The 12,353-nt window shown below is 44.3% G+C and carries 13 protein-coding genes; 3 read left to right on the forward strand and 10 right to left on the reverse strand.

Going from position 1 to position 12,353, the window contains the following annotated elements; translation table 11 throughout:
- Positions 1–78: 78 nt before the first annotated feature.
- From BR63_RS13195 to BR63_RS13235, 10 genes are all read right to left on the reverse strand, one after another.
- Positions 79–960: a MurR/RpiR family transcriptional regulator gene (locus tag BR63_RS13195; RefSeq protein WP_051965792.1), complete on the reverse strand. Its 882-nt coding sequence runs from the start codon at positions 958–960 to the stop codon at positions 79–81.
- Positions 961–975: 15 nt separating this feature from the next.
- Positions 976–1,572: a sugar kinase gene (locus tag BR63_RS19790; protein WP_276568984.1), complete on the reverse strand. Its 597-nt coding sequence runs from the start codon at positions 1,570–1,572 to the stop codon at positions 976–978.
- A gap of 5 nt (positions 1,573–1,577) precedes the next feature.
- Entirely contained in the window at positions 1,578–1,925 is a 348-nt protein-coding gene (locus tag BR63_RS19795; RefSeq protein ID WP_207724724.1) for a PfkB family carbohydrate kinase, read from the reverse strand.
- Between the two features lie 22 nt (positions 1,926–1,947).
- Positions 1,948–2,997: an Ldh family oxidoreductase gene (locus BR63_RS13205; protein ID WP_034422622.1), complete on the reverse strand. Its 1,050-nt coding sequence runs from the start codon at positions 2,995–2,997 to the stop codon at positions 1,948–1,950.
- 4 nt (positions 2,998–3,001) lie between these two features.
- Entirely contained in the window at positions 3,002–3,907 is a 906-nt protein-coding gene (locus BR63_RS13210; protein WP_051965791.1) for a hydroxyacid dehydrogenase, read from the reverse strand.
- A 50-nt stretch (positions 3,908–3,957) separates the two neighbouring features.
- Positions 3,958–4,968, reverse strand: coding sequence for a tripartite tricarboxylate transporter substrate binding protein (locus tag BR63_RS13215; RefSeq protein WP_051965789.1), 1,011 nt, complete (start codon positions 4,966–4,968; stop codon positions 3,958–3,960).
- Positions 4,969–5,023: 55 nt separating this feature from the next.
- Positions 5,024–6,520, reverse strand: coding sequence for a tripartite tricarboxylate transporter permease (locus BR63_RS13220; protein WP_034422621.1), 1,497 nt, complete (start codon positions 6,518–6,520; stop codon positions 5,024–5,026).
- A gap of 12 nt (positions 6,521–6,532) precedes the next feature.
- Entirely contained in the window at positions 6,533–6,982 is a 450-nt protein-coding gene (locus tag BR63_RS13225; RefSeq protein WP_034422619.1) for a tripartite tricarboxylate transporter TctB family protein, read from the reverse strand.
- A gap of 368 nt (positions 6,983–7,350) precedes the next feature.
- On the reverse strand, positions 7,351–7,815 hold the full coding sequence (locus BR63_RS13230; RefSeq protein WP_034422617.1) for a DUF441 domain-containing protein: 465 nt from the start codon (positions 7,813–7,815) through the stop codon (positions 7,351–7,353).
- Positions 7,816–7,865: 50 nt separating this feature from the next.
- Positions 7,866–8,717, reverse strand: coding sequence for a DegV family protein (locus BR63_RS13235; protein ID WP_034422616.1), 852 nt, complete (start codon positions 8,715–8,717; stop codon positions 7,866–7,868).
- Positions 8,718–9,031: 314 nt separating this feature from the next.
- Here BR63_RS13235 and BR63_RS13240 point away from each other — a divergent pair, with 314 nt between their 5' ends.
- From BR63_RS13240 to BR63_RS13250, 3 genes are all read left to right on the forward strand, one after another.
- Positions 9,032–9,940, forward strand: a complete 909-nt coding sequence (locus BR63_RS13240) for a respiratory nitrate reductase subunit gamma (RefSeq protein ID WP_034422615.1) — start codon at positions 9,032–9,034, stop codon at positions 9,938–9,940.
- A gap of 27 nt (positions 9,941–9,967) precedes the next feature.
- Complete coding sequence (gene dsrK, locus BR63_RS13245) at positions 9,968–11,587, forward strand: sulfate reduction electron transfer complex DsrMKJOP subunit DsrK (RefSeq protein ID WP_034422613.1); 1,620 nt, start codon at positions 9,968–9,970, stop codon at positions 11,585–11,587.
- A 106-nt stretch (positions 11,588–11,693) separates the two neighbouring features.
- A complete protein-coding gene (locus tag BR63_RS13250; RefSeq protein ID WP_243269987.1) occupies positions 11,694–12,287 on the forward strand; it encodes a Uma2 family endonuclease in 594 nt (197 codons plus the stop codon).
- The last annotated feature ends 66 nt before the right edge of the window (positions 12,288–12,353 follow it).

Here is a 12,353-nt window from a genome sequence, read left to right on the forward strand (position 1 = left end):
CTCTTATATTTGTATTTATATTTCATATAATGGCATATACTGTGAAATTTTATTTCAGGAAGAACAAAAAAGAAGAAATCATTTAACCCTTTTGTCTATTCCTACCTTCTTGGTTTTCTCCAGACATTTAAGGGAAAGATCATACCTGCGTACAGCAACGGCGGCAAATAAAATGTCCACAACATGCAGTTGGGCGATGCGGGCCGCTCCCGTCCGAAAGGCCTCATCTTCTGTGGAAGTAAATAGTTTAATATCCGCCAGCTCCGCGATAGGTGTCTTGGCATACTTGGTTATAGCCACAGTGGTGGCACCTGCATCTTTGGCTAATTTCATCGAATAAAGAATATCTGCAGTTTTGCCCAGAAGACTGATACCTACAGCCACATCACCGTTCTCCAGTAAAGCCGCAGAGTTGGCCTGCAGGTGCGGATCTACATAGGAAATGGCCGGAATACCGATACGGGCTAAGCGCAGGTGAGCGTCCTGAGCTACCAGACCGGAAAAACCTACGCCGTAAAATTCTACACGCCTGGCCTTACAAATAGCTGTTACTGCCTTTTCCACTTCCTGCAGGTCTAAGATATCACGGGTATCATTAATAGCCTGCAGATTGGAGTGAGCAATTTTTGCGGCAATGGTCTGTAAATCATCGGCAGCCTTAATTTGTTCCGGTATAAACTGGGTAGGAACGACTAAATCCTGGGCCAGAGACATTTTAAATTTCTGATAACCACCATAACCAATAGCCTGGCAAAAGCGAACAATAGTAGCCTCGCTTACTTCTGCTTTTACGGCCAGTTCCGCCACAGAAAGATGGATAACATCCCGGGGATGCTGCAGGACATGATCCGCTACCCGCTGTTCAGCAGGCCGCAGGCTGGAATAAACTTCGCGAATCCGCACCAGGGAACCGCCTAACAGGGTATCATTTTTTTCTTCTCCGCCTTCCAGATAGAACATCTTTTACTCCTTTTCCTAACGATTTACATCTTGTTTGCCCTGAATAAATCTCTGGGCTTCCTCCAGGGTCGGCATGGCTTCCACATTGCCTTTTACTGTGACAGCTAAAGCGCCCACAGCATTGGCTAAGGTTAAGGATTCCTTAAAACTCCAGTTCTTAAGCTGCCCCGCCAGAAATCCAGCAGCAAAGGCGTCACCTGCGCCAAAAGGATCAACTACACGCTTAACAGGAAAACCTGGGGCCACTACTTTTTCCCCTCCCTTAAAGCCTACTGCACCTTCAGGACCCAGCTTAATGACAACCGTATCTGCCCCGAAACTGGAGATTATCTTAAAGATCTCCTCATCATTAGTAGTATCAAACAAAATCTGGCATTCGTCAATGCCCGGCAAGACGATGTCTGCTAAAACCATCAGCCTCAACAAAGTCTTCTTAGCTTCATCTTTAGACCAGAGCTTCAAGCGCAGGTTGGGGTCAAAAGAAACCCTAACACCATTCTTCCTGGCTATTTCCATAGCCTTCTCCACAGTCTCACTACAAGACGGGCTTAAAGCCGGTGTTATCCCTGTTACATGCAGGTACTTGGCCTGTTTAATATAAGCTTCATCCAGATCTTCTACGGAGAGGAAACTTGCCGCCGAGCCTTTACGGTAATAAAAGTTTTTACTTTCTCCAACTTCGTTCTGCTGGCGGAAAAAATTCCCGTAGGATTGTAGGGATCCATTTTAACCTGGGAAACATCCACTCCTTCGCCCCGGAAAAAATTTAGAATAAACTTACCAAATTCGTCATCACCCAGGCGGCTGATCCACCCAGCCGAATGTCCCAGGCGAACTACACCTACAGCCACATTTGTTTCAGCACCGCCGCTGTGACGTTCATAAGTTGAAATATAGCGAAGGGGACCGGTAGTTATACCATCAAAAACTGCCATGGTTTCGCCCAATGTTACTACTTCTGGCATCGTATCACCTCCTCATCCTGGTCTAGATTTCTTCTTCCACTTTTAATGACTTAGCCAATTTGTTTAGTTCATTTCTTACTTCCTCATTGAGAGGGATACCTGCTTTCAACCTTTCTACAGAACACTTATACTCAATTTCACCGGGCATAAAGATTTCCACTACTCCCGGAGCCTTAGGTGAATCTTTTAGTTCGCTGATGAGCTGGTCCATACGCTTTTTGAAAAACTCTACAGGCATAAAATTATCTACTTTGAAAGCACCCAGAAAAATGCCTTCGTTTAACTTAGAAGTAAAATCTTCAGTCATGGATGGAACATGACCACCAAAAAAGGCACCCGTTAAAACTCCTGCCAATATGTCTACCATAAGAGAAAGGCCATAACCTTTGGGACCACCTAAGGGCAGGACTGAACCATGTATGGCTTCATTTGGGTCCTCTGTGGGGTTCCCGTTTTTGTCCAGGGCCCATCCTAAAGGTATCTTTTCTCCTTTTTTCGCTGCCAGAAGGATTTTTCCTCTTGCCACAATACTGGTAGCCATATCAAGAACAACTGGCGGGAAATCACCGGCGGGAACCGCTACAGCAATGGGATTCGTGCCTAAAAGTGGCTTTATTCCTCCCCAGGGAGCCATATGGGCGGAAGCATTAGTTAAGCAAATTCCTATCATATCCTCCCGGACGGCCTGCAAAGCATAATATGCACCAATTCCAATGTGATTGGTGTTATTCACACCAACCAGGGCCTGGCCTTGCGCACGGGCCAGGGCTAAGGCCTCGTTCATGGCTTTAAAACCGATTACCTGGCCTAATCCGTTGTCTCCATCAATTAAAAGGCTGGTAGGAGTAGCTTTTATAACCCTGGGCCGGGGACAAGGATTAACTAAACCCAGCTGTATCCTTTTAATATATATGGGAAGCCTGGAAACACCATGAGAAGCAATGCCTCTCAAATCGGCACTAACAAGGTTATCGGCTACAATTTCAGCATCGGCTTCCGGAACATCTACCTGCCTTAAAAGTGTTATACAAAAACTTTTTAGTTTTTCAGAGCTCAGTTTGCTATCTGCCACTGTATCACATCCCAAAATGTTTTTTAATTTCCCCGGCTGCCATAGCGGCCATAGTCACTTGCGTAGCCTGAGTCATGGCGGCAATATGCGGTGTAAGAATTAAATTGTCTGGGATTTGCTGTTCCTTCAAATAATGGGGAGGTTCCACAGAAAATGTATCCAGAGCGGCTCCTGCAATTTCCTTATTTCTTATTAAATCCAAAACAGCATTTTCGTCTACGATACCACCTCTGGCTGTATTAATCAGGACTGCATTCTTTTTCATTAATGACAGCTTGTTCCTGTCCAATAGTCCTTTTGTTTCGGCAGTCAGCGGACAATGGACGGAAACCACATCACTTTGTAAAAGCAAATCAGCAAGGCCCACCTGGGAGACAAAGGGATGGGTAAGCTTTTTAAAGGGTTCGTAAACCACAATCTTCATACCGAATACATGGGCCATTTCCGCCACTTTGGTGCCAATCCTGCCAAATCCTATTAAGCCCAAAGTTTGCCCGCGCAGTTCATCTCCCATAAGCAATTCCCTCTGCCAGAAGCCGGTAGTTACCAGTTTGTGATGAGCTTCCATGATACGCCGTTTTAATACAAGCATCAGGGCTATGGTAAACTCGGCTACAGCATTGGAATTGGCATCATGGGTGGTAGTCAATTTAATACCTCTGCTTTCCAGATAAGGCAGGTCAAGATCATCCAGCCCCACACCATGCCTGGCAATAATCTGTATCTTAGGTCCTAACTCCAGGAGCTTAGCAGGCAGCTTACCGATTTTATGAAGAATGGCATCCGCTGTTGGTATTACTTGAGCCAGTTCCTCAAATGAAGGATTTTCCACTACCGTTACCCGGGCAAACTCTTTTAAGATGTCCAATCCCTCGTGGGAGATCTTTCCTGTAACCAGTACATGAATCATCTTTACCCCTCATTTAGAAGTTGGGGGGAATCCCCCCCAACCTTTCAATTTTATTTCTTGGCCAGGCCAGCTTCCTCGATGAGTTTAGTATAGCTTTCATATTCTTTGGCTAAATATTCCTTATATTTTGCACTATCCATATAGATAATGTTGGAAACCTGGTCTTTCATGTAATTGATGTACTTCTCGTTTTCCATGGCTTTTTTCAGGTGGTCATGGAGAACTTTAACTACTTCGGCAGGAGTACCTTTGGGAGCCAGGTATCCCCTTAAGGAAAGGATTACGACGTTATAACCCATTTCGTTAAAAGTAGGGACATCGGGGAAGTCTTTAAGTCTTTCAGGTGTCATAGTCCCTAGCATCCTAAATTCTCCGGATTTGATTTGGGCAATAGCCTCATTAGGAGGGATAACAATGGCGTCAACATGGCCACCCAGGAGACTTACGGAAGCACTTGCACCACCGGTAGTGCTGGGCACAATATTAAACAGGACACCGGCTTCCTTTTCCAGCTTGATAACGCCTACATGCCACAAACCACCGGGAGTTCCTGTACCGACATTAAGTTTCTTAGGATTCTTTTTGGCATAATCCAATAATTCTTTAGCAGTTTTATAAGGAGAGTCAGCTTTGACCATCAGGGCAGGTGCATCGAAGTTCACGGCAATAATGGGTTCAAAATCTTGATAAGTCAACTGAGAGTTACCAGTAGCCTTAATAGTGGAAATATTGGAGGTTGAAAGTACGATGTTATAGCCATCAGGTTTGGCGTTAGCCGTTTCCGTATAACCTATCGCCCCGGCACCACCCGTCTTATTGACACATATTATGGGCTGACCAAAATCTTTTTCCATTATACCTGCCAGCATGCGGGCAACCTGGTCAGTTCCTCCTCCTGCTCCAAAGGGAATTACCATTGTTAACGGTTTTTCCGGATACTTACCTTTTTTACTTTGTTCCGTTTTGTTATTTGCATTACAACCTACTATAACCAGACTGAGCATCAATAAAGCCGAAATTAATACAACCCACATTTTTTTGACCTTTGGCATATTCTTCATTCATTCTCCTCCTCAAAACTTAATTTTTTGCCAAAGTTTACTTGGTTTGTAAAACCTATTCCTGTGTCACCACCTCCTGTGATCTCGCCTGCCACCTTTTTTTCAGTTTTGGCCAGAGGAGCATAGCGATGGTGATTACCCAAAAGAAAGCGGCTATAGGTCTAAGGAAAAGTACTGAAACTTGTCCCTGGGCCATAATTAACGCATTACGCAGATTGGTTTCGGCCATGGGGCCAAGAACAATACCTAAAACCATGGGTGCCATTGGAACATCTAAATTATCTAAGCTATAGCCAATAATACCGAAGAGTATCATTACACCAATGTCAAAATAGTTGTTGGAGACAGCGTAAGATCCCACAATGCAGAGAAGCAGTATTAAGGGGATAAGTATGTTGTTAGGCAGACTAATGGCGCGGGCAAAAAGTCTGGCCCCGACTAAGCCAACAATCAACATGAAAATGTTAGCTAATGCTGTACCCAGATAAATAGCGTAAATTATTTCCGGGTTATTCCTAAATAACATCGGACCTGGTTGGAGACTATGGATCATAAAAGCGCCAATTAAGATAGCCGTGATAGCATCCCCCGGGACACCCAGGGTTAAGAGCGGCATTAGGGCTCCACCCACAGTAGCATTATTGGCTGCTTCCGGTGCTGCTACTCCTTCCGGAATTCCTTCTCCGAATTTTTCGGGGTGCTGGGAAGTTTGCTTGGCATCATTATAAGCCGCAAAAGAGGCGATGGTCCCTCCTGCGCCCGGTAAAGCACCAATAAAAGTTCCGATGAGTGAGGAACGCACAATAACTTTGGATAATCTTTTTAGAAGACTGAAGCTGGGTACCACATTTTTTATTTCTTGCCTTACCTCTACGTGATTTTCCACATTCCGCAATTGCTGGAGAATTTCAGAAAGACCGAAAAGTCCTATCATTAAAGGAACAAAATTAAGACCTGTCTGTAAATTCATTTCATTAAAGGTAAACCGCTGGATGCCGGTTATGGGGTCCATCCCTATTGCGGAAAGGAGAATACCTAAAGCTGCGGCAATAAGTCCTTTTAACAAGGACTTGCCAGAAACGTTGGCAATAATACTGAGTCCAAATATAGCCAGGGCAAAGTATTCAGGTGCACTGAATTTTAAAGCAAAACGGGAAATAATTGGCGCTCCTAAAACCAGGAAAACTACACTAATCATCCCCCCCAGGAAGGAGGCAGTAGTGGAGATGCCAATGGCTTGTCCTGCCAAACCTTGTTTGGCCATGGGGTAACCATCCCTGGCCGTCATGATAGCCGAGGGGGTACCCGGAATGTGTAAAAGGATAGCGGATATAGAACCACCATATACACCCCCTACATATATGCCTAACAGGACCATAATGGCCTCAATAGCAGACATACCAAAGGTAAATGAAGTTAGTATAGCTACTGCCATTGTCGCGGTTAGTCCGGGAATGGCTCCAATGGCTATACCACCTGCCACACCAGCCAGGAGAAGCAGCAGTATTTCAGGATTTATAACCATCTGTATGGCGCTAAGCACAGGGTCCATAAACGATCCTCCTTACAAAAATTTTAGTGGCAGCGGTACTTTTAAACTGACAATGAAAATATAGTAGATCGCCAACATAGCTGCGGCAGATATTCCTACAATTTTGAACCAATTATTAAGCCTGAATATTATCATTAGAACCCCTAAAAAAATAACTGTTCCCAACTCGTACCCTATCAAGGGCAAGAGATATCCATAAAGAGCCATGATGATAAGAACTAAACCAATGCGGATGATTCCTGAATCTTTTAAGGAAATAACTATTTTTTCCGTGCTGATCCGGTAAGATCTATAGATTAAAATGCCTGCAGATATCGTTAGAAACAAGGCCAAAAGTTTAGGGACAAATCCTGCATCAACTACTTGCAAGTCATTGGACAGTTCAGGAAATTTTGCGGTTTCATAAAAGGTAACAGCACTGACAATTAAAAGAATTAATGCCAACAAGCGATCCTTGTTCATATTAAACCCCCTTTTTCCGTAACATATTTTCATAAATACGCTGTATTTATGTAGTGTTTTTTCATATGGTGGCTATTTCGCTAATATTTTAAAAATTCCTCCCTTAAGCATAAGGTTTTTTATATTTACCCCCCTTATCGTAATATATTTTCACAAATCCGTTGTTTTTATGTAGTAATTTTTCATATGGTAGCTATTTCGCTAATATTTTAAAAATTCCTCCCTTGAACATAAGATTTTTTTTTATAAAAAAAATATAATAATTCTTAAATTTGTGCTCATATTATGAAAATATAGGTTTACTCCATAAAAAACGGCTTCCTTAGCCCGAGGACTAAGAAAGCCGTCTGCATAAATTTAATTCAGTTTTAACACCAAAAATCACTAATCCAGCTGAAAATCTTTAGTATAAAAGCTACAATCCCCGCACCTATCATAGGGCCAACAGGAAGGCCGTGAAAAAATGCCACACCAATGAGACTTCCTACAACAATACCAGTACTCATTTCTGGATTTACAGAAAGCAGGGATACACCGGAAGCGGCAAGGACAGCTACAGAAATTCCCGCAAGAATAACGATAAGGCCTACGGGAGTTACCATGAAATGAAAGATTTCTTTCACCCCAATTTTCCCAACAGCAATGGGAATCAGTACCCAGATAGAGAGAAGAATAATACCCCCGGTAAGGGTATATTTTTCAAGCAGAGGAAAGAACTTGTCCACCCTTAGAAGGGTGATAAAAATTACAAAGGTTGTGGCGATAGCCACGCTGTAATTTTTACCGAGGATAGATAATAAAAGAATTATTGTAAGTAAGAATTCAGGGGACAATTTAATCCCACCTCCTTAACCTCACCCCTCTTATATTCTTTATATTTTGATCATTCCCTGGTGTAATAGGCAATACCCAGGGTGCCGGGACCGGCGTGGATGCCGATGACAGGGCCGATGGGATGAGTGGGTACTTTAATGCCCAGGCCAGCCTCCAGCTCGGCAGCGATTTCCCGTACCTGATCCTCACAATTGATATGGTGCACCGTAACCTCACCGATGCCTCTTTGCTTGACATCTTCCCAGAAAAGCTCCAGGATCCTTTTCCAGGCTTTCTCCATAGTCCGGACTTTATCTAAGACAGTTACCCTGCCGTCAACTAAGGTTAAGATAGGCTTAATCTGCAAAAGTGTGCCGATGAGGGCAGAAGCCTCGCCGATCCGGCCCCCCTTGCGCAGGTATTCCAGAGTTTTGGGCACAAAGAGGAGGCGGCTTTTTTTGTTTACTTCCCGGGCCGCGTCAGCTGCCTCCTGCCACCCAGCCCCCCTCGCCGCCGCCCGGGCGGCAGCCAGCACGGCATATCCCATCTGCATCGTAGTAACTTTTGAATCAATGATTTCGATAACCGCTTCCGGGTATTCGTCCAGGACCATAGTCTTTGCGGTAAGGGCAGCGTTATATGTTCCGCTGAGAACAGAGGAAATAAAGATACCTACCACATCATGCCCTTCTCCCACTATACGACGGAAAGCCTCCTTTAGGTTATGGGGCGAAGGCTGGGAAGAAGTGGGCACTTTTTCACTTTTATCCATCATCTCATAAAAATCTTCATTAGATATTTCATTTTCAGGAAAGGATATATCAGAAAAATTAACCGTTAAAGGAACCACCGTTATATCATACTTTTCCAGCAGCTCCTTTTTTAAGTAGGCTGTACTATCTGTAACAATCCTTACACCCACGGTTTTACCTCCCCGTCTGACTAATCTCAAATTACATCTATCTTACCGCTTAATTGGCTTTTTGTCATCTTACCGCAAATTTTCTTCATAGAAATTATATGTTTCTTTGTCCAAATCACACCTAACTTTAAGAACATATGTTTGATAAATATTTTTAATGTAATAGCTGTTGATATTTAATATGTAAATTAGTAAGAATCTACTTAACTTTGTCGAAGTAATTATGTAAAGATAGAGAGTGTACCGGTTTGTTCTTTTTTGAACAAACTCCTTCCCTACACTATTTTATTTATTACGAAGAGGAGGTATATACCTTGTTACTGCTGGCCTTTATTTACCTATCACTGTTTTCTTTCATCGGTATCTCCTTGTATAGAGCCCTCCAGTTCGCAAGTCTCCCCATGCACAGCCGTCTGGAGCTCTATCCTGTCCCTAAAGAAAAAGGAAGAGGGGAGTACGGCGGCTCCTACTACGAAGAAATGAACTGGTGGACAAAACGAAGAGAGATATCCCTGGTAGGGGAACTGAAAGAAATGCTGGAAGAAATGCTCTTTATAAAAAGACTTTTTGAAAACCAGCGCCCCTTCTGGTGGATTTCCTACGCCCTGCACCTGGGCATTTATTTCCTGGGTCTGTGGACAGTACTGCTTTTTGTAGGGGCCATAACCGAAATCGCCGGATTACCTGTGGTTACGCCAAAGGGAGTTAATCCCCACTGGTGGACCACGCTCCTGTATTATGGAACGATCCTGGCAGGCGGTGCCGGTGCGGCGCTGGCCACCTTCGGCTCCGGGGCCTTATTCTTAAGAAGGCTTTTTAATCATACGTTAAAGAAATACACTACTCCCCAGGAATATTTTAATTTACTTTTTATCTTTGCCGTGCTGGCAACCGGATTGATGGTATGGTCTGCTGATTTAGGCTTCAATTACGGCAGAGCAATTTTTAAAGGGCTGCTAACTTTTACCCCTATTGAGGCTGACGGCCTCTTAACACTGCACATCTTCCTTTTAGGTCTCCTTTTAATCTACATCCCGCAAAGCAAAATGGGTCATTACGTAGCCAAATATTTTACTTACCACAAGATCCTCTGGGATAATGATCCTAACTTACCGGGAAGCGAAGTGGAAAAGAAAGTTAAAGAGGCTTTAAGCTACAAACCCAAAAAGACCTGGTCTGCTCCTCATTACCAGCAGGGTCAGAGCAAATCTCAGGGAATGTAAGACTAAGGAAGAGGAGGAGTGAACATTATGATCAAGCACAAGGATTTACGACCTAAGGATTTCGGGAAACATCCTGACGGGCAGTTAACGAAAATAGAAGAATTAATGGAATTACCTCAACCCTATAATAAACCCGGTATGGAACCGGCTTTCAGTGAACCCAAAGATGCCTGGAAAGAGAAGTACTGTGCATCCTTAGACGGTTTTATCGGCCTCGATACCCTGACCAGACCCAAGACAGAAGAAGAAGAGGAAGAACTGGTGCATAAATTTTTAAGCGGCCTGGAGAAGATTTTCTCCGACGAAACCAACCGCAATTTCCTCCAGCCCTTTCTCCTATCCTTTGAATACTGCGCCAAGTGCAATACCTGCTCCGAAGCCTGCCATGTTTTTCAAGCCAGCGGCTGCAATGAACTTTACAGGCCTATTTTCCGTTCGGAAGTCTTGAGGAAAATTGCCAAACGATACTTTACCAACAGCGGCAAGCTTTTTGGCAGCCTGGTAGGCGCCGATCTGGAAGTAGACTGGGAAACTATTGCCCGCTTAGGAGAACTTGCTTACCGCTGCAACCTCTGCCGCCGCTGTGCCCAGACCTGTCCTTTAGGCCTGGATAACGGCATGTTAACCAGGGAAATCCGCAAGATTTTCAGCCAGGAGATGGGGATTGCCCCTATTCCCCTGCATGAAAAAGGTACAATGTTACAGTTAAAAACCGGTTCATCTACAGGCATTACCAAACCGGCTTTCCTGGACATCATTGAATTCCTGGAAGAAGATATTGAAGAAAAGACCGGGAAGAAGATCAAAATTCCCATTGATAAAAAAGGCGCCGATATCCTCTTAACCCATAACGCCGGCGAATACGTAGCTTGGCCGGAAAACCCGGCGGCCTTCGCCATTATCTTTGAGGAAGCCGGGCTGGACTGGACCCTGAGCAGCGATCTTATAGGCTATGACAATGTGAATTACGGCATCTGGTATGATGATGCCCAGGCCAGGAAAGTAGCCCTGGCCCAGTTTAAAGCTGCCAAAGATCTAGGCGTCAAGAGAATTGTTATCGGTGAGTGCGGCCATGCCCATAAGGCTGCTGCCGTCAGTGCCGACAGGATGACCTACGGTGCAGACAAAGTTCCCGTGGAAAGCTGCCTGCCCATTCTCCTCGATATCGTTAAAAACAAGCGTATTAAACTGGATCCCAGTAAGAATAATTTTCCCGTAACACTCCATGACCCCTGTAACGTGGTGAGACAAATGGGTGTTGTACAACCGCAAAGAGAAGTCCTCAAATTAATCTGTCCCCAGTTCAGGGAAATGACCCCTCACGGTGTCCACAATTACTGCTGCGGCGGCGGCAGCGGCTTTGCCATCATGCAGTCCATGAATTTCCCCGAGTTCCGCAATAAAGTCAGCGCCCGCATGAAGTTTAAGCAGATTCTCGACGCCTTCCAGGATACCATTGAAGACACAAGCATTCCCAAGTATGTCTGTGCACCGTGTTCCAACTGTAAAGGCACCATCCGTGACATGCTGGAGTTTTACAAGGCTACCGCCAAATTCAATGTCCATTACGGCGGTTTGGTGGAATTGATGGTTAATGCCATGGTGGATTTAGAGAAGCCCTTCCTGGAGTTTCTCTTAGAAGAGTAAGGAAAAAGAGAAGGACCCTTGGCCTTTTGGCAGGGTCCTTCTCTTTTGTTTAATGCCTCATATGCTATACTATAGTTATAAACAAGGTTGTGGAGGTACAAAAACAATGGGTAAGATGGCTCTTCAAAAAGACAGCCACTACACGTATGCCGACTACTTAAATGGGCCGGAAGATGAACGGTGGGAAATTATAGACGGCAGAGCTTATGCTATGGTTCCTCCCTCGCCCACCCATCAGGCAGTGTTGAGACAGCTGACTTTAAAAATAGGTAACTACCTGGAAGATAAAACGTGCGAGTTATATTTTGCTCCCTTTGCCGTCCGCTTTCCCGAAAAAAATGAACGTGACGAAGACATTACAACGGTTGTGGAACCTGACCTTTTAGTAATATGTGATAATTCAAAAATTGATGAGAAAGGTTTAAAGGGGGCTCCAGATTTTATTATTGAAATACTTTCACCTTCCACCGCCGGTTATGACATGATACAAAAACGCAGGCTGTATGAACGCCACGGCGTTCGTGAATATTGGCTGGTAGACCCTACGAATCGAACTGTCATGGTATATGCTCTGAAAGAGAAGAACAAATATGGTGAACCGGAAATTTATGGGTCAGAAGATGAGATTAAAGTTCATCTTTTCGACGACTTGGTGCTTAACATGAAAGAGGTTTTCGGACCTGCTAGAAAGGAGCCTTGATGGCTCCTTTCTTTGTACACATATTGTTTATTGGGACATCGGTAGTCGAAAGCGGCATAGCCGCAT

The sequence above is a fragment of the Thermanaerosceptrum fracticalcis genome (genome assembly GCF_000746025.2).
Lineage (GTDB): Bacteria > Bacillota > Peptococcia > DRI-13 > DRI-13 > Thermanaerosceptrum > Thermanaerosceptrum fracticalcis.